Below are 16,614 nucleotides of genomic sequence, written 5' to 3' on the forward strand. Positions count from 1 at the left end.
GGGGTGGCGCTCAGCCCCCCGCGAACACGAGCCGGGGCGGACCCGCGCACGCGAACGAAGGGCCACGGCGTCGACTCGCTCGACGTCGGCGCGGCCGGCGGACCCGCGCACGCGAAACGAAGGGCCCGCACCCTGGCAGGTGCGGGCCCTTCGCAAAAGAAAGAACGTTCAGGCGGTGACGCGAACCATGTCGGCCTGCGGGCCCTTCTGACCCTGCGAGATCTCGAACTCGACCCGCTGGCCCTCTTCCAGGGTGCGGTAGCCGTCCATCTGAATCGCGCTGTAGTGGACGAAGACGTCCGCACCACCGTCGACCGCGATGAAGCCGTACCCCTTCTCCGCGTTGAACCACTTGACGGTGCCCTGAGCCATGCCTAACTCCCCTATTACTGGCCCTTGCACAGATCCACACTTCGCGGACCCGGGTCAGACCTCACCCCCCATTGACTGGGGGTGTGCGCCGGAACGCGTCGACCGCGGCCGAATGTATCTGTCCAACTGCCGTCTGCAACAGGTCAATCGGACGAGAATTCAGGACGCGACCGGTCGGGAGTTTACCGAGAATTCACCTGAATTCCGGGCAAGTCGGGCCACACAAAGGGGATGAAGGTCGCAAAAGCGCCACACACTTTGGCTACTTCTCATCGGTTCTCCGACGGAACGCCTGGCGAAACTCATATGCGCCCGGCATGCGGGAGTGGCGGCTTCCCCAACTCTACCGTGCTCAACCATGCAGAATTGCCCCCTCCGCTTCTCTCACGGAGGGGGCAATTCGATGAACTCTCGGTTACCGCCGTTACCGACGGTAATTACGGGCGGGGTCAGCCGCCGGCGACCGCCGGAATGATGGACACGCCGGCCCCGTCCGGGGTCGCGGTCTCCAGACCCTGCTCGAAGCGCACGTCGTCGTCGTTGACGTACACGTTCACGAACCGGCGCAGCTTGCCCTGATCGTCCAGGACGCGGGCGGCGATGCCCGTGTGGTTCTTCTCCAGGTCGGCGATGACCTCGGCGAGGGTCTTGCCCTCGGCCGCGACCTCGGCCCGACCGCCGGTGTAGGTGCGCAGGATGGTGGGGATGCGGACGGTCACGCTCATGCGAGGCCAGCCTCTCGGAAGGAGTCCAGGTTGGGGCGGATGGTGGCGGTCAGGCCGGTGCCGGCCACCGCGTCGAGGGTCTTCAGACCGTCACCGGTGTTGAGGACGACGGTGGTCAGCGAGGGGTCGAGAACACCGCTGTCGATCAGCTTCTTCGTCACGCCGACGGTCACACCGCCGGCCGTCTCGGCGAAGATGCCCTCGGTCCGGGCGAGCAGCTTGATCGCGTCCACGATCTGCTCGTCGTTCACATCCTCCACCGAACCGCCGGTCCGGCGCGCGATGTCGAGGACGTACGGCCCGTCGGCCGGGTTGCCGATGGCCAGCGACTTGGCGATGGTGTCCGGCTTCTGCGGCCGCACCACGTCGTGCCCGGCCTTGAAGGCGGTGGACACCGGCGAGCAGCCCTCGGCCTGGGCACCGAAGATCTTGTACGGCCGGTCCTCGACGAGCCCGAGCTTGACGAGCTCCTGGAGCCCCTTGTCGATCTTGGTGAGCTGCGAGCCGGACGCGATCGGCACGACGATCTGGTCGGGCAGCCGCCACCCCAGCTGCTCGCAGATCTCGTACGCGAGGGTCTTGGAGCCCTCCGCGTAGTACGGCCGCAGGTTGACGTTCACAAAGCCCCAGCCCTCGCCGGCCGGGTCGCCGATGAGCTCGGAGCAGAAGCGGTTGACGTCGTCGTAGTTGCCCTCGATGCCGACGAGCTCGCCGCCGTAGACCGCGGCCATGACGACCTTGCCCTGCTCCAGGTCGTGCGGGATGAACACACAGGACCTGAGGCCCGCGCGGGCGGCCGCGGCACCCACGGCGCCGGCGAGGTTGCCGGTGGAGGAGCACGACAGCGTGGTGAACCCGAAGGCGCGGGCGGCCTCCAGGGCCTGCGCGACGACACGGTCCTTGAAGGAGTGCGTGGGGTTGCCGGAGTCGTCCTTGACGAACAGCCCACCGGTCACGCCCAGCTCACGCGCCAGGTTGTCGGCCTTGACCAGCTCGGTCCAGCCGGGGTTGAGATTCGGCTTCTCGGCGACGTCGGCCGGGACCGGCAGGAGCGGTGCGTAGCGCCAGATGTTCGCGGGACCGCTCTCGATCCGCTTGCGCAGCTCCTCGGCGTCGTACGAGGAGAAGTCGTAGGCGATCTCCAGCGGCCCGAAACACTCCTCGCAGGCGAAGACGGGGCCGAGCGGGACCCGGTGGCCGCACTCGCGGCAGCTCAGGGCTGCGGCGGGGCCGAGGTCGACGACGGAATCGGTGCTGCTTGCAGCAGTCTGCACAGCCATGTGAGGCGAGGCCCTTTCTCCTCATCTTCCTCACGACGCATCTCGCCGTGAGACGGATTTGGCACCTTCCCTAGCCGGGAGCCTCGCTGCACGAATGTCAGGAGTACCGACTGGAGGGTTGCCGGGGCTTCATCGGGCCGTATCCCTCTGCCCCTCTGGATGAGCTGTATGTGGTTGTTGTCCGCGTGGACGACCCCCGACATGCGATGGTCATCAGCGTTGTTCAAGACTGTAACCGAAGGCCAGGACAGTTGAGATAGCCGTCCGAACCGCGAGATGGATCACAAACTACCCCTCTCGCCGACAGAACGCAGAGGAGCCGCAGGCTGTGCTGGAAGAAGTCGAGCGCTGGCTGACCACCCGCTCCTGGTCCGTAGCCGATCGCCCGCTCCACAAGATCCTGGCCGCCAAACGGAGCACCGGCCAGACGGTCTCCGTCGTCCTGCCCGCGCTCAACGAGGAGGAGACGGTCGGCGACATCGTCGCGATCATCCGCCACGACCTCATGCAGCAGGTCCCCCTGGTCGACGAACTGGTCGTCATCGACTCCGGTTCCACCGACCGTACCTCGCAGGTGGCCGCCGCGGCGGGCGCCACCGTCGTCCACCGCGACACGATCCTGCCCCGCATACCCGCCGCCCCCGGCAAGGGCGAGGTCCTCTGGCGCTCCCTGCTGGTCACCACCGGGGACGTCGTCTGCTTCATCGACTCCGACCTCAGGAACTTCTCCTCCGACTTCGTCTCGGGCATCGTCGGCCCGCTGCTCACCGATCCCGGCGTGGACCTGGTCAAGGGCATGTACGACCGCCCGCTGGCCGGCGCGGCGGGCCAGGGCGGCCGGGTGACGGAGCTGATGGCCCGCCCCCTGCTGAACATGCACTGGCCGCAGCTGGCCGGCTTCGTCCAGCCGCTGGGCGGGGAGTACGCGGCCCGCCGCAGCCTCCTCGAACAGCTCCCCTTCCCCGTCGGCTACGGCGTGGAGATCGGCATGCTCATCGACTCCCTGCACCTGGTGGGTCTCGACGCCCTCGCCCAGGTCGACATAGGGGTGCGCAAGCACCGCCACCAGGACGGCCAGGCACTCGGCCGAATGGCTGCGGCGATCTACCGCACCGCCCAGCTGCGCCTGGCCCGGGGGCATCTGATCCGCCCGGCGCTGACCCAGTTCGAGCGGGGCGAGAGCGGCTTCGAGGCCCGTACGTTCTCGGTCGACACGGAGGAACGTCCGCCGATGGTGGAGATCGCGGAATACGCGGCCCGGAAGGTGGCGTAAACGCAGGACAATGTCCGTATACAGCCGAACCGTACGTTTGAGCGTTTCCGGGCCGGGCTAGGTTGAGGCACATGGTTTCCACGCGAGGTGCACAGGTGCTGGTCGCGTCCAACCGCGGCCCGGTCTCCTACGAACTGCGGGACGACGGCTCTCTGCACGCCAGGAGAGGCGGCGGGGGCCTGGTCTCCGGCCTTTCGGCGATCGGCCCGGACGCCGGTGCCCTCTGGGTCTGCTCGGCCCTGTCCGACGGCGACCGCGAGGCCGTACGCCGCGGCGAGGGCGAGTCCGGCGTCCGCATGCTCGCCATCCCGCCGGACGTGCACTCCGACGCGTACAACGGCGTCGCCAACTCGGTGCTCTGGTTCGTCCACCACATGCTCTACCAGACCCCGCTGGAGCCGGTCTTCGACGCCGGGTTCCGCCGCCAGTGGGCGTCCTACGAGACCTACAACCGCGCCTTCGCCGAGGCCCTCGCCGAGGAGGCGGCCCCGGGCGCGGCGGTGCTGGTCCAGGACTACCACCTCTGTCTGGTCCCCGGCATGCTCCGCGAACTGCGCCCCGACCTCAGGATCGGCCACTTCTCGCACACGCCCTGGGCGCCCCGCGAGTACTTCGAGATGCTCCCCGAGGACATTCGCTCCCAGCTCGTGTGGGGCATGCTCGGCGCGGACCGGCTCGGCTTCCTCACCTGGCGCTGGGCCTTCGCGTTCATGGAGTGCGCGGGCGTGGTGGACGCCGACCGCATCCACCCCATGTCCCCCACGGGCACCGCGGCCCGCTACATCAGGCACACCCCGACGGGCGCGCCCCCGCTGAAGACCACCCATATCGGCGTCCACGGTCTCGGCGCGGACGCGGAATTCCTGCGCGAACGCTCCCACCGCCCCGATGTCGAGGAACGCCTGACGGCACTGCGCGCCGAGATCGGCGAGGGCCGCAGAACGATCGTCCGCGTCGACCGCACGGAGCTCTCGAAGAACATCGTCCGGGGCCTCCTGGCCTACCGACAGCTCCTGGACGACCACCCCGAGTGGCGCGGCCGGGTCGTCCACGTCGCGTTCGCCTACCCGTCCCGGCAGGACCTCGCGGTCTACCGGGAGTACACGGCCGAGGTGCAGCGTCTCTCGGAGGAGATCAACGCCCAGTACGGCACGGCGGACTGGACCCCGGTCCTACTCAACCTCAAGGACGACTTCGCCCGCTCCCTGGCCGCGTACCGCCTCGCCGATGTAGCCCTGGTCAACCCCATCCGCGACGGTATGAACCTCGTCGCCAAGGAGGTGCCGGTCGTCTCCGACGAGGGCTGCGCGCTCGTGCTGTCCCGGGGGGCGGGCGCGTACTGGGAACTGGGCGAGGACGCGCTCGTCGTCAACCCCTTCGACATCCTCGAAACGGCCCGTGCCCTGCACGAGGCCCTCTCCATGCCCTCGGCGGAACGAGCCGAACGCACCAAGAAACTCGCCGCGGCCGCCACGGCCCTCCCCCCGGCGCAGTGGTTCCTCGACCAGCTCACGGCCCTGCGCGAACCCCCGGAGCCCGACGCCGAGTGAGGCCTGTCGGCCGGGCTGCTCGGCGAAGACGCTGAGGCCGGGGACGGTGCGCGACTCGGCGCCGCCGAGGTGCCGCCGCGCCCACCCGTGCCGCCCCGAGCGACACGCATGCCCGCAGCGGCGGCGGAAAGCCGCATACGGCGAGAAGGAAACCGGACCGGAGGCGCCGGAAAGCCGCGTACGGCGGGGAGGGGACGGGGCGGGGGGTGTCCGCCCGCAGCGGACGGCGGTAACCGCCCTCAGCCCCCGTAGGAGACCAGAACGGCGGACCGAGGACGGACACCCCCCGCCCCGGCCCCGCACCCCCACCCGCACAACGCGCTACAACAACCCCCACCGAACACGAGCAGGCCGCCGCAGGCACCCCACAGCCACGCTCACGGCAGGTGGGACGCGAGCCGGGACAGCAGCCGGACGACACCCTCGGGACCGTCGACCACCAGATCGGCCCGGTCACGCAGCTGGGTCACCTCGTCGCTGCCGCTGCACACGAGAAGCCCGGGCGTCCCGTCGGAGCGGAGCTTGTCGACCGCGGCGTAGGCCGGGAGATCGCCCAGATCGTCACCGGCGTACACGACACACCCGGCCCCCACCTCACGCACGTACTCCGCCAGCGCGACCCCCTTGTCCATGCCCGGAGGCCGCAGCTCCAGCACCATCCGCCCCGGTTCGACGATCAGCCCGTGCCGGACCGCCAGCCGCCCCAACGGCCCCCGCAGCGCCTCGAACGCCGCCTGAGGGTCCTCGGCCCGCCGCGTGTGCACCGCGACGGCCCGACCCCCCTTCTCCTCGATCCACGTGCCCTGCCAGGCCCCCACCTCGTCGAGCACCCCGGGCAGCTCCGCCCGCACCGCCGCGACCCCGGGGTGCGCCGCGGGCGCGCTCACCCGGCCGCTCGCGGCGTCCCACCGCTCAGCCCCGTAGTGACCGAGCACGACCAGGCGCTCCAGCCCCTCGACCCCGGCGAACCCTCCGTACCGGACCGCGACCCCGGCCGGCCGGCCCGTGATCACGGCGACGGACGCCACACGGGGGGCGAGCCGGGCCAGCGCGGGCACGGCTCCGGGATGGGCCCGCGCCTGGTCGGGGTCCGGCACGATCGGCGCGAGGGTGCCGTCGAAGTCGAGGGCGATCACGGCCTTGCCCGGCCGGGCGAGCAGCGCGTCGAGCCCCTCGCGCCCGGCCGCGGTGGCAGGCCGCGGCAGCCCGGCGTCCGCACTTTCGTGACGTTCGTTCGCATCGTGCTCATGGATGCCCATACCCGCGACCCTATCCACGCCCGCCCCGGCGCACCCATGGCTCACCGGCGCAGAGGGGGTCGTCACACCGGGCGGTTGTCAGTGGCGGGGTCTACCGTGCGGGCATGGACACAGAGGAGCTGGGACAGCGGGAGCGGGACATCCTCGCGCTGGAGCGGCGCGGCTTCACCGGCCCCGGAGCGAAGGAACGGGCGATACGGGAGGAGTTGGGCGTGGCCCCGGTCCGCTACTACCAGCTGCTGAACGCCCTGCTGGACGACACGAGGGCGCTGGCCCACGACCCCGTGACGGTCAACCGCCTGCGCCGTATACGAGAGGCCCGCAGGGCCGAGCGTTGAGGCGCGACGGGCCCGGTCACGTCCTCGGAGCCGCCGAGCGTGCCGCAGCCGCCGAGGGTCGCCGTCATACCCAGCACGGTGAGCACCGCCACCATTCCCGTCCTGCGCCGCTGCACTGCGAGCCCCAACCCCAACCCTGTTCACGTAGCCGCCGGACACCCTTCACCGGGTGTCCGCTATCCGAATTAAGGTCTACACCACACAAGTGGACTAGACCTCTCGTGGGTGCTCGGGCCACACTAACCCCGTGAGACATGTCATCGCCCTCGATGTGGGCGGCACCGGGATGAAGGCCGCACTGGTCGGGGCGAACGGCGAACTGCTGCACCAGGCGCGCCGCGCCACCGGGCGCGAGCGCGGCCCGGACGCGGTCGTCGACGGCATCCTCGACTTCGCCGCCGAGCTGTACGCGCACGGTGAGCGGCACTTCGGCGAGCCGGCGTCTGCGGCCGGGGTCGCGGTGCCGGGCATCGTCGACGAGGCACTCGGCGTCGCCGCCTACTCGGCCAACCTCGGCTGGCGTGACGTACCGCTGCGCGATCTGGTCGCGCGGCGCCTGGGCGGAGTGCCCGTGGCACTCGGCCACGACGTGCGCACCGGCGGCCTCGCGGAGGGCCGCATCGGCGCGGGCCGGGGAGCCGACCGGTTCCTGTTCGTGCCGCTGGGCACCGGCATCGCGGGCGCGATCGGCATCGACGGCCGAGTCGAGGCGGGCGCCCACGGCTTCGCCGGCGAGATCGGCCACATCGTCGTACGGCCCGCGGGCACGCCCTGTCCGTGCGGGCAGCGCGGCTGTCTGGAGCGGTACGCGTCCGCGTCCGCGGTGAGCGAGGCGTGGGCCGCCGCCACGGGCGACGCGACGGCGGACGCCGCCGACTGCGCGCGGGCCGTGGCGTCCGGGGATCCGAACGCCGTACGAGTGTGGCGGCAGGCGGTCGACGCGCTCGCGGACGGCCTGGTCACCGCGCTCACTCTGCTGGACCCGCGCACGCTGATCATCGGTGGCGGCCTCGCCGAGGCCGGGGAAACCTTGTTCTCACCACTGCGGGACGCGGTCCGCGAGCGCGTCACCTTCCAGAAGCTGCCGTCGATCGTCCCCGCGGCGCTGGGCGACACGGCGGGCTGCCTGGGCGCAGGCCTGCTGGCCTGGGATCTCCTCGACACAACCGACCGCACGGAGGTAACGACCTGATGGCAACCCCCCCAGGGGCGCGAGGAACCACCGAGAACCCGCAGCCCGCGACGGCGAGGACACCCCTGCTCCTCACCGGAGCCCACGTCGTCCTTCCCGACGGCACGGTGGAGAACGGTCACCTCTCGGTCGAGGGCGCCCGCATCACGGCGAAGGCCCCCGAGAACGCCCGGGTCCTCGACGTGACGGGGCACTGGCTGGTGCCCGGCTTCGTCGACCTCCACAACCACGGCGGCGGCGGGGCCTCCTTCACCTCCGGCACGGTCGAGGACGTCCTCACCGGCATCGCCACCCACCGCAGACACGGCACCACCACCCTGGTCGCCTCCACGGTCACCGGCGACATGGACTTCCTCGTGCGGCGCGCCGGACTGCTCAGCGAGCTGGCCGAGCAGGGCGACATCGCCGGCATCCACTTCGAGGGCCCGTTCATCTCCCCCTGCCGCAAGGGCGCCCACTCCGAGGAACTGCTGCGCGACCCGGACCCGGCGGACGTGCGCAAGCTGGTCGACGCGGCGCGCGGCCACGCCAGGATGGTCACCCTCGCCACCGAGCTGCCGGGCGGCATCCAGTCCGTGCGGATACTCGCCGAGCACGGCGTGATCGCGGCGATCGGCCACACGGACGCGACGTACGAGCAGACGGTCGAGGCGATCGACGCGGGCGCGACGGTCGCCACCCACCTGTTCAACGCGATGCCCGCGCTCGGCCACCGCGCGCCGGGCCCGATCGCGGCGCTGCTGGAGGACGAGCGGGTCACGGTCGAGCTGATCAACGACGGCACGCATCTGCACCCGGCCGCCCTGGAACTGGCGTTCCACCACAAGGGCGCGGACCGGGTCGCGTTCATCACCGACGCGATGGACGCGGCTGGTTTCGGCGACGGCCTCTACATGCTCGGCCCGCTGGAGGTCGAGGTCTCCGACGGCGTGGCCCGGCTGGTGGAGGGCGACTCGATCGCGGGCTCCACGCTCACCCTGGACCGCGCGTTCAAGCGGGCCGTGACCGTCGACCGGCTGACGGTCGGCGACGCGGTCGCGGCGCTGTCCGCCAACCCGGCGCGCCTGCTGGGCCTGTACGACTCCATCGGCTCGCTGGAGCCCGGCAAGTACGCCGATCTCGTGCTGCTGGACGCCGAATTCGGCGTGAAGGGAGTCATGCGCCGAGGTGAATGGGTGGTCGATCCCCAACTGGGCTGATCGCTTCGCCGACCGCGCGAGGGTGGCCGGTCCCGGGTCTGGGCCGGTCGCCGTCCGTTTGGCATGATCGTGCCTTCGGACGGTCAGTCGGCGCGCCTCGGGGGCGGTCTGACCAGGTGATCCTCACGGTCACGCTGAACACCGCTCTCGACATCACCTATCGCGTACGGTCCCTGCGGCCGCCGCACGCGTCCCACCGGGTGTCGAAGGTCGTGGAACGGCCCGGCGGCAAAGGCGTCAACGTGGCCCGGGTGCTGGCTGCGCTGGGGCACCGGGTGACGGTCACCGGGTTCGCGGGCGGCGGCACGGGCCGCGCGGTCCAGGAGCGGCTGACCGCCACACCCGGCGTCGTGGACGCACTCATCCCGGTGAACGGCGCGACCCGACGCACGATTGCCAGGCATCGTGCGGCAGGCGGGAATCTGCCGGACAGGCCCTGGCCCGGATCACGGAAGCCGAGGACGGCGACGGGCCCCGGGGCCCGTCCACCGCGACCGCGGATCAGTCCTCGACCTGGCCCTGCTTCAGCTCCAGCTTGTCCAGCAGCACATTGCACTTGTCGCCGTCGCCGCAGGAGAGGGAGATCGTGTTGGTGCCCTTGGTGAGCGACGGCCAGGCGAACGTCTTGGTCCAGCCCTTGGCGAAGTCGCCCTCGGCGGCGTGGGCGTAGTTCTTCATGCTCAGCTTGCTGCCGAACACCTTGCCGTTGACGGTGAGCGTCATCGACTGGTCGTCACCGGCGGTGCTGTAGCGGGCGAACAGCGTGTAGTCGCCGTCCTCGGGAACGCCGTTGACGGTCCAGGTGACCGACGCGCCGGGCTGGTTCAGGCCGTTGATGTACACGCCGCCGCCGGACTCCGCGCCGGGGACGTCCGTGGCGGTGGTCACGCCGGGCGACAGCAGCAGGGTCTTGCCCTCGGCCTGCATCGGCTCCATCGTCTTGTCCTCCGAGCTGGCGCTGGCCGACGGGCTCGGCTCGCTGCTCTCGGTGGCCGTCGGGGAGGAGCCGGCCTGGTCGCCGGTGCCCTTGTCCTTGGCGTCGTCGCCGCCGATCATCGCGACGCCGATGCCGATCACGACCGCGGCGACGACCGCGATCGCGCCGATCAGCAGGCCCTTGGTGTTGGGGCCCCGGCCGCGCCCGCCACCGCCCGCGCCGTACGACTGCTGCGGGGCCGTCTGCGCGCCGCCGGGCAGTGTCTCGGGCGCCGCGTAGTGCGCGTTCGGACGGCCGTACGCGCCCTGCTGCTGGCCGTAGCCGGTCTGCTGCGGGATCTGCTGGCCGTAGGGGGCACTCTGCTGCTGCCCGTACTGGCGTTCGCCGACCGTCCGCACCCTGCTCACGGAGTTCGGGTAGCCGTAGCCGCCGGAGGGCGGCTGGGCGCCGTTGGCCTGCCCGTCGGCGTACAGATAGCCGAACGGGTCGTCGTCCTCGGGCGTGCTCGCGCCGTTGTCGCCGGGCGTCATCCCTAGGTACTCCTCAACAGGTGCGGTACAGATGCGGTACAGGGGTCAGCATGGCGAGCCTACCCGGTCCGGCCGCCCCAAACGGGTGACTCCGACCGCATCGAACCGCTGACCTGCGGATCAGCCCGCACGTCTGTGCTGTTTGGGACGAGATCGTTTCTCGACGTACATACGCTCGTCAGCGGACTTCAGCACTTCGTCGGCCGTCATCCCGCAGTGCGCCCACCCGATACCGAAGCTGGCACCCACCCGCACGGCCCGGCCCTCGGCCCGGATCGGCTGGATGATCTCGTTGCGCAGACGGACGGCGAGGTCCTGCGCGTCGGCCCGGCCGAGCCCGTCGGCGAGGATCACGAACTCGTCGCCGCCGAGCCGCGCGACCGTGTCCCCGTCGCGCACCCCGCGCGACAGCCGCCGCGCGACCTCGATCAGAACCGCGTCACCCGCGTTGTGCCCGAACCGGTCGTTGATCGACTTGAAGCCGTCGAGGTCGCAGAAGAGCACCGCGAGCCCCTTGTTGCCGTCGTCGTGCTCGTTCTGCGGGGCGACGGTGTGCACATGGTGGTCGTACCCGTCGAAGGAGTCCGCGCCCGGCCGGAAGTCGAAGCCGTGGCCGTGGGTGTCGTACGCCGGGTGGCCGTATGCCGTGTCGACCGACTCCAGTTCACCCGCGTGGCCGGACTGCGGCCGCCGGCACAGCCGCGAGGACAGGCGCGAGCGCAGCTCGGCGGAGTTCGGCAGACCGGTGAGCGAGTCGTGGGAGGCGCGGTGGGCGAGCTGGAGCTCGCGGCGCTTGCGCTCCTCTATGTCCTCGACATGGGTCAGCAGGAATCGCGGTCCGTCGGCGGCGTCGGCCACGACCGAGTTGCGCAGGCTGACCCAGACGTACGTCCCGTCGCGGCGGCCCAGCCGCAGCTCGGCCCGGCCGCCCTCCGCCGAGGTCCGCAGCAGGGTGCCGACGTCCTCGGGGTGGACCAGGTCGGAGAAGGAGTAGCGGCGCATCGCGGCGGCCGGGCGGCCCAGCAGCCGGCACAGGGCGTCGTTGGTGCGCAGGATCCGGCCGTGCTGGTCGCCGCCCATCTCGGCGACGGCCATGCCGGACGGGGCGTACTCGAACGCCTGACGGAAGGATTCCTCACTTGCGCGCAGCGCCTGCTGATCGCGCTCCAGGCGGACCAGGGCGCGCTGCATGTTGGAACGCAGACGCGCGTTGCTGATCGCGATGGCGGCCTGGAACGTGTACATCTGAAGGGCCTCGCGGCCCCAGGCGCCGGGCCGGCGGCCGTTGCGCGGCCGGTCCACGGACACCACGCCCAGCAGCTCGCCGTGCGGGCCGCCCTGGGAGCCGGGGGCGTACATCGGGGCGAAGAGCCGGTCGGCGGGGTGCCACTCGTCCTCGAAGCGGGGGGCGGGGCCCTCGGTGAACCACTGCGGGACGTCGTCGTCGTCGAGGATCCAGCCCTCGGTGTGGGGTATGAAGATCAGGTCGCCCCAGGCCTCACCCATGTTCAGCCGCCGCTCCCAGGAAGTGCGGGAGCCGACCCGGCCGGTGATCAGGGCCTCGGCGGCGGGGTTCCCGGAGAAGGCGGCGACGACCAGGTCGCCGTCGGGGCGGACGAGGTTCACACAGGCCAGTTCGTACCCGAGGGCGCTGACGACCCCGTCGGCCACGGTCTGCAGGGTGTCGGCCAGGCTGCGCGCGGTGTTCATGTCGGCCATGACCTGGTGCAGCTGTCGCAGGGATGCCAGACGGACGTAGGGCTCCGACTCGGTCTCCATGCTCGCCCTCCCCCCGAGACCTCGCAGCGAATCAAGGGTTGTCTTCGGCGCCATTTCTGGGTGGTGCCCTTTGCCTCTTCCACGCCACTGAATCACAGCGCGCTGCCCACTCGGCACACAGGGTCAACAATTAGTGCCGCTTGTGACTCAAGTCACAGGCAAAGGTGAACAATTGCGTGAGGTTTCTGCTTTTTCCCTGTGTGTTCACCGAGCGCAAACCTGTCAGAGATAGGCGAGAAGCACCACAACTCCGCCACAGTTCCGCCAGAACTCCTTCGGGCGGCCGGAGCCTCCAGCGTAGTCCCGCGACTCCGCCGGGAGTCCTAGGTCCGGGCTCGGACCGAGGTCCGATACCGCGCCCGTGCCGCGCAGACTAGCGTTTCTCGCGTGCTGAACCATCCTCCCGTCGCGCTCCCCGCCCAGCCCACGCCCGCCGCGGCTCTCGCCGGCGGGCATGCTGTGGGGGTGAGCAACGACGAGTTCCGGGCCGCGATGTCCCGACTGGCCGCGGGTGTGGTCCTGGTGACCGCCCAGGAGCCGCCACTCGATCCGGACGATCCGCTGGCGCCGCGCGGCGAGGACGTCGGCATGACGGCCACCGCGTTCATGTCGGTGTCCCTGGACCCGCCCCTGGTGCTGGTCAGCCTGCGCGAGGGCTCCCGGATGGACGACCTGCTCGCCGAGCAGCCCCTGTGGGCCGTCTCCGTCCTCGCCGAGAGCCAGCGCCACATCGCCGGCCGCTTCGCCATGAAGGGCCGCATCAGCGACCGCCTGCTCTTCGAGGACATCGCCTACGCCCGCGGCGAGGCGTCCGGCGCGCTCCTGGTCGGCGGCGCGCTGGCCACGCTGGAGTGCCGGACCGAGCAGCGGATGCCGGCCGGTGACCACACGCTGGTGGTGGGCCGGGTGCTCACGGCCCGGGTCCCGAGCGCGGACGGCGGCCCCCTGGCGTACTTCCGCGGCCGGTACCGACAACTGGGCTAGGAGCCCCGGGAAGGATCGGTCCCGGATTCGGCGGCGGGAGACACGCCTCTCGGAAGCTGTTCTCGATCCTCAGGTACGAGTACGGGCAGAACGGCCTGTCAGGCGAAGAAGGACTTGAACTCGGCGAGACTGATCCGCCTGTCGCCGTCCGTGTCGGCTGCTCGGACGAAGTCGGCGAGCTTCACTCCGTCGAGGACGCCGTCGTGGGTCTTCCCGTAGTCCCTCAGTTCACGCAGCCGGATCTCACCGCTCCCGTCCGCGTCGATCTCCGCGAACACAGCCTCGGCCTCGGCCTCGGACATCTTGCCCATGGTTCCTCCTGAATTCGTGTACGGGGACGGACAGGAGGAACACCCTGACACCTCGCGACAAGCCGCAGGGCGGCGCGACACAGGACGCCGCGGCGATTCACCACATCGAGGCGGGCGCCCATACGCTGCGGAACAGCAGGACGACGCGGACGACGCGGACGACCGGACACCGACCCCGCCCCCGGCCGCCGCCGGGCCTCCGCCCGCTGCGTGCCGCCCTTCTTCCGGGCCGCTACCAGTCCCGCCCCGACCGCCCCCGCTTGGTCTCGGCCCGCTGCTTCTTCTCCCGAAGCCGCCGCTCATTGATCCCCCGGGGAATCCGCGTGGCCCGTCGCGGCTTGGGCGGCGGCGCGACCGCCTCCGCGAGCAACGCCGCCAGCCGAACAGCCGCCGTCTCCCGGTTCCGCCACTGCGAGCGGTGCTCGGACGCCCGCACGACCACGACCCCGTCGACCAGCCGCCCGGCCAGCCGCTCCAGCGCCCTCGCCTTCCACACCTCGGGCAGCGCCGAGGTCTCCGCGAGATCGAAGCGCAACTCGACCTGGGAGTCACTGGTGTTGACATGCTGCCCACCCGGCCCCGAGGACCGCGAGAAACGCCACATCAGCTCGCCCTCGGGCAGCGAGACGGAACCACGGATGACATAGGGACCGGACATGCCCTCCATGTTCCCGTTTCCGGCCTGTCCACGTCATGCGAATATCCCGGACGAGCGGTTCCCGGTAAAGAAAGTAAAGACACCTGGAACCTATGGCATGCCTCCGGGCGTTCATTGAGGTAGCTGTAGGTTCGTCGTACGCAACGAGGGAAGGGACTCCCAACAATGGCTGTAAGCCTGTCCAAGGGCGGCAACGTCTCGCTCACCAAGGAAGCTCCGGGCCTGACCGCCGTCACCGTGGGCCTCGGCTGGGACGTCCGCACCACCACCGGCACGGACTTCGACCTCGACGCCTCCGCGATCGCGGTCAACCCTCAGGGCAAGGTCTACTCGGACGCCCACTTCGTCTTCTTCAACAACAAGCAGACCCCGGACAGCACCATCGTCCACACCGGTGACAACCTCACCGGCGAGGGCGCGGGCGACGACGAGGCGATCAACGTCAACCTGGCCGGTCTCCCGGCCGACATCGACAAGATCGTCTTCCCGGTCTCGATCTACGACGCGGAGTCCCGCTCGCAGAACTTCGGCCAGGTCCGCAACGCCTACATCCGCATCGTCAACCAGGCCGGCGGCGCCGAGATCGCCCGCTACGACCTCTCCGAGGACGCGGCCACCGAGACGGCCATGGTCTTCGGCGAGCTGTACCGCAACGGCGCCGAGTGGAAGTTCCGCGCCGTCGGCCAGGGCTACGCCTCCGGCCTCGCCGGCATCGCGCAGGACTTCGGCGTCAACGTCTGACAGCCCCTGCCCGTACGGAAGCCCCGGCCCGCGTCCACCCGCGCCCGGGGCTTCCGCCGTTCACCCGTGCGCTTCGCCGTTCACCCGGGCGCTTCGCCGTTCACCCGGGCGCTTCGCCGTTCAACCGGGCGCTTCGCCGTTCAACCGAGGCACCCGCCGTCCACCAGGGCTTCGCCGTTCAACCTGGGCTCCGCGGCCCAGCCGACGCACCCGCCGCCCACCCGGACCCCCGCCGCCCAGCCGACGCACCCGCCGCTCGGTGGAACCGCCGAGAACCCCCGCGAGCCCGGGCCGCCCCCGCGATACCTTGCCCCGATGATCCTCAGCCCGCTCCCCCGCACCCCCGACCAGGACATCCCGGCCCCGCTCCTGACGGAACTCACCGCCCTCTACGCCTCGCAGCACGAGTTCCACGCCCTGAGCGGCGACTTCCCGGACCCGCGGGACATCCGCCCCGAGCAGGTGGCCGCGGCGCTGGCCGACGAACTGGCCCACCCGGACGCGGAGGTGCTGCTCGCCCGCAGCGAGGGCCGGCTCGTGGGGATCGCGATCACGCTGGCGCACCACCCCGACCCGGCCGACCCGGACCCGTGGATCGGGCTGCTGATGGTGGACGCGAGCGTGCGCGGGCAGGGGTACGGAAGGCGGCTGGCGGAGGAGGTGGAGGCCCGTTTCCGCTCGTCGGGCCGGGCGGGCGTACGGCTCGCCGTGCTCGACGGCAACGTGGCCGGCCTGGCCTTCTGGACCGCGCTCGGCTACGAGGTCGTCGGCCACCGGCCCGACCGTGAGCGCGGCCGCCCCTGCGCGGTCCTGCGCAAGCCGCTGCGCACGCCCCGCCGCGCGGCCCGGGTAGCGGTGGTTGACCCCGAGGCGCGGTGTTCCTGTTCCGCTACGACAACGTCGAGGTCGGCGTCCACTGGGCCCTGCCCGGCGGCGGGCTGGATCCCGGCGAGTCGCCGCGCGAGGGCGCCCTGCGCGAACTGCGCGAGGAGACCGGCTGGACCGACCTGGAGCCGGGACCGCTGCTGACCACCTGGGAGCACGACTTCACGCACGCCGTCGGGCCCGTGCGGCAGCACGAGCACATCTACGTCACCCGCGGACCCCGCAGGGAGCCGGCCGGTCCGCATGTCGCGGCGGCCCACGCCCAGGACCTGATCCTCGCCTGGCGCTGGTGGACTCGCGAGGAACTGGCCGGGGAAGCGGAGCCGGTGTGGCCACCGGAACTGGCCAAGCTGCTGGACGACTTGGACCGGACCAATGCGGGCACACCACCCAACTCGGCCTGAGACCAGCGCTTTTGAGGTTCCGCGCCCGTCCGGATAGCGGAGCCCGGGCCATGGCTTTCGGATACAAACACGTAAAATCTTGACCGCGCACTGTCATTCACACCATGGCCGGTGTCACTCTCTCCTGGCTCGCCGCAACCTGTGCCCCACCTGTGCCTCCCCCAAGAGGCGCAGCCCACAGTCCTGCGCCTCTGCCC

Annotated in this window: 15 protein-coding genes, 2 pseudogenes and 1 riboswitch; of the genes and pseudogenes, 9 read left to right on the plus strand and 8 right to left on the minus strand. The window is 71.0% G+C overall.

Annotation, left to right across the window (positions count from 1 at the left end):
- Positions 1–168: 168 nt before the first annotated feature.
- The 3 genes from ABZZ79_RS11975 to thrC form a co-directional block, all read right to left on the minus strand.
- Positions 169–372 (minus strand): cold-shock protein, encoded by a 204-nt coding sequence (locus ABZZ79_RS11975; protein ID WP_004986573.1) that lies wholly within the window; start codon positions 370–372, stop codon positions 169–171.
- Positions 373–821: 449 nt separating this feature from the next.
- On the minus strand, positions 822–1,097 hold the full coding sequence (locus tag ABZZ79_RS11980; RefSeq protein ID WP_356688780.1) for a MoaD/ThiS family protein: 276 nt from the start codon (positions 1,095–1,097) through the stop codon (positions 822–824).
- Entirely contained in the window at positions 1,094–2,377 is a 1,284-nt protein-coding gene (thrC, locus tag ABZZ79_RS11985) for a threonine synthase (RefSeq protein WP_356688781.1), read from the minus strand. The genes ABZZ79_RS11980 and thrC overlap by 4 nt, the downstream gene beginning before the upstream one ends.
- An 18-nt stretch (positions 2,378–2,395) precedes the next feature.
- Positions 2,396–2,543: riboswitch (SAM riboswitch) on the minus strand.
- Between the two features lie 162 nt (positions 2,544–2,705).
- On the opposite strand from thrC, the gene ABZZ79_RS11990 reads away from it, so the two are divergent.
- Both ABZZ79_RS11990 and ABZZ79_RS11995 read left to right on the plus strand, forming a co-directional pair.
- Positions 2,706–3,650 carry a glucosyl-3-phosphoglycerate synthase gene (locus tag ABZZ79_RS11990; RefSeq protein ID WP_356688782.1) on the plus strand — a complete coding sequence of 315 codons (945 nt, stop codon included), beginning with the start codon at positions 2,706–2,708 and terminating at the stop codon, positions 3,648–3,650.
- Between the two features lie 71 nt (positions 3,651–3,721).
- The gene (locus tag ABZZ79_RS11995) at positions 3,722–5,200 is read left to right on the plus strand and encodes a trehalose-6-phosphate synthase (RefSeq protein WP_356688783.1); all 1,479 of its coding nucleotides are present in this window, start codon (positions 3,722–3,724) and stop codon (positions 5,198–5,200) included.
- 377 nt (positions 5,201–5,577) lie between these two features.
- Here the strand turns inward: ABZZ79_RS11995 and otsB are convergent, their stop codons facing one another.
- Positions 5,578–6,459, minus strand: a complete 882-nt coding sequence (gene otsB / locus ABZZ79_RS12000; protein WP_356688784.1) for a trehalose-phosphatase — start codon at positions 6,457–6,459, stop codon at positions 5,578–5,580.
- A gap of 104 nt (positions 6,460–6,563) precedes the next feature.
- Here otsB and ABZZ79_RS12005 point away from each other — a divergent pair, with 104 nt between their 5' ends.
- The 4 genes and pseudogenes from ABZZ79_RS12005 to ABZZ79_RS12020 form a co-directional block, all read left to right on the plus strand.
- Positions 6,564–6,797 (plus strand): DUF3263 domain-containing protein, encoded by a 234-nt coding sequence (locus ABZZ79_RS12005; protein ID WP_356688785.1) that lies wholly within the window; start codon positions 6,564–6,566, stop codon positions 6,795–6,797.
- A gap of 247 nt (positions 6,798–7,044) precedes the next feature.
- Complete coding sequence (locus ABZZ79_RS12010) at positions 7,045–7,989, plus strand: ROK family protein (RefSeq protein WP_356688786.1); 945 nt, start codon at positions 7,045–7,047, stop codon at positions 7,987–7,989.
- Positions 7,989–9,188 (plus strand): N-acetylglucosamine-6-phosphate deacetylase, encoded by a 1,200-nt coding sequence (gene nagA, locus ABZZ79_RS12015; RefSeq protein ID WP_356688787.1) that lies wholly within the window; start codon positions 7,989–7,991, stop codon positions 9,186–9,188. The genes ABZZ79_RS12010 and nagA overlap by 1 nt, the downstream gene beginning before the upstream one ends.
- Before the next feature lie 116 nt (positions 9,189–9,304).
- A pseudogene (locus tag ABZZ79_RS12020) lies at positions 9,305–9,586 on the plus strand (PfkB family carbohydrate kinase); the annotation flags it as partial.
- 103 nt (positions 9,587–9,689) lie between these two features.
- Here ABZZ79_RS12020 and ABZZ79_RS12025 read toward each other — a convergent pair.
- Both ABZZ79_RS12025 and cdgB read right to left on the minus strand, forming a co-directional pair.
- Positions 9,690–10,655 carry a carbohydrate-binding protein gene (locus ABZZ79_RS12025; RefSeq protein WP_356688788.1) on the minus strand — a complete coding sequence of 322 codons (966 nt, stop codon included), beginning with the start codon at positions 10,653–10,655 and terminating at the stop codon, positions 9,690–9,692.
- A gap of 120 nt (positions 10,656–10,775) precedes the next feature.
- The gene (cdgB, locus tag ABZZ79_RS12030) at positions 10,776–12,434 is read right to left on the minus strand and encodes a diguanylate cyclase CdgB (protein WP_356688789.1); all 1,659 of its coding nucleotides are present in this window, start codon (positions 12,432–12,434) and stop codon (positions 10,776–10,778) included.
- Positions 12,435–12,893: 459 nt separating this feature from the next.
- Here cdgB and ABZZ79_RS12035 point away from each other — a divergent pair, with 459 nt between their 5' ends.
- Positions 12,894–13,418: a flavin reductase family protein gene (locus ABZZ79_RS12035; RefSeq protein WP_356688927.1), complete on the plus strand. Its 525-nt coding sequence runs from the start codon at positions 12,894–12,896 to the stop codon at positions 13,416–13,418.
- Positions 13,419–13,516: 98 nt separating this feature from the next.
- On the opposite strand, the gene ABZZ79_RS12040 is transcribed toward ABZZ79_RS12035, so the two are convergent.
- Together ABZZ79_RS12040 and arfB are read right to left on the minus strand one after the other, a co-directional pair.
- The gene (locus ABZZ79_RS12040; protein ID WP_356688790.1) at positions 13,517–13,729 is read right to left on the minus strand and encodes an EF-hand domain-containing protein; all 213 of its coding nucleotides are present in this window, start codon (positions 13,727–13,729) and stop codon (positions 13,517–13,519) included.
- 232 nt (positions 13,730–13,961) lie between these two features.
- On the minus strand, positions 13,962–14,396 hold the full coding sequence (gene arfB / locus ABZZ79_RS12045) for an alternative ribosome rescue aminoacyl-tRNA hydrolase ArfB (RefSeq protein WP_356688791.1): 435 nt from the start codon (positions 14,394–14,396) through the stop codon (positions 13,962–13,964).
- Between the two features lie 156 nt (positions 14,397–14,552).
- Here arfB and ABZZ79_RS12050 point away from each other — a divergent pair, with 156 nt between their 5' ends.
- Both ABZZ79_RS12050 and ABZZ79_RS12055 read left to right on the plus strand, forming a co-directional pair.
- A complete protein-coding gene (locus tag ABZZ79_RS12050; protein ID WP_356688792.1) occupies positions 14,553–15,128 on the plus strand; it encodes a TerD family protein in 576 nt (191 codons plus the stop codon).
- 315 nt (positions 15,129–15,443) lie between these two features.
- Positions 15,444–16,417 (plus strand): annotated as a pseudogene (locus ABZZ79_RS12055) (bifunctional GNAT family N-acetyltransferase/NUDIX hydrolase).
- The last annotated feature ends 197 nt before the right edge of the window (positions 16,418–16,614 follow it).

The organism is Streptomyces sp. NPDC006458 (assembly GCF_040612135.1).
GTDB lineage: Bacteria > Actinomycetota > Actinomycetes > Streptomycetales > Streptomycetaceae > Streptomyces.

Excerpts from the sequence above, each read along its gene's own strand:
- arfB (WP_356688791.1), bottom strand. The coding sequence starts at position 14,396 with ATGGAGGGCATGTCCGGTCCCTATGTCATCCGTGGTTCCGTCTCGCTG.
- ABZZ79_RS12050 (WP_356688792.1), top strand. The coding sequence starts at position 14,553 with ATGGCTGTAAGCCTGTCCAAGGGCGGCAACGTCTCGCTCACCAAGGAA.
- ABZZ79_RS11975 (WP_004986573.1), bottom strand. The coding sequence starts at position 372 with ATGGCTCAGGGCACCGTCAAGTGGTTCAACGCGGAGAAGGGGTACGGC.
- cdgB (WP_356688789.1), bottom strand. The coding sequence starts at position 12,434 with ATGGAGACCGAGTCGGAGCCCTACGTCCGTCTGGCATCCCTGCGACAG.
- nagA (WP_356688787.1), top strand. The coding sequence starts at position 7,989 with ATGGCAACCCCCCCAGGGGCGCGAGGAACCACCGAGAACCCGCAGCCC.
- otsB (WP_356688784.1), bottom strand. The coding sequence starts at position 6,459 with ATGGGCATCCATGAGCACGATGCGAACGAACGTCACGAAAGTGCGGAC.
- ABZZ79_RS11980 (WP_356688780.1), bottom strand. The coding sequence starts at position 1,097 with ATGAGCGTGACCGTCCGCATCCCCACCATCCTGCGCACCTACACCGGC.
- thrC (WP_356688781.1), bottom strand. The coding sequence starts at position 2,377 with ATGGCTGTGCAGACTGCTGCAAGCAGCACCGATTCCGTCGTCGACCTC.
- ABZZ79_RS12040 (WP_356688790.1), bottom strand. The coding sequence starts at position 13,729 with ATGGGCAAGATGTCCGAGGCCGAGGCCGAGGCTGTGTTCGCGGAGATC.
- ABZZ79_RS12025 (WP_356688788.1), bottom strand. The coding sequence starts at position 10,655 with ATGACGCCCGGCGACAACGGCGCGAGCACGCCCGAGGACGACGACCCG.
- ABZZ79_RS12005 (WP_356688785.1), top strand. The coding sequence starts at position 6,564 with ATGGACACAGAGGAGCTGGGACAGCGGGAGCGGGACATCCTCGCGCTG.
- ABZZ79_RS11995 (WP_356688783.1), top strand. The coding sequence starts at position 3,722 with ATGGTTTCCACGCGAGGTGCACAGGTGCTGGTCGCGTCCAACCGCGGC.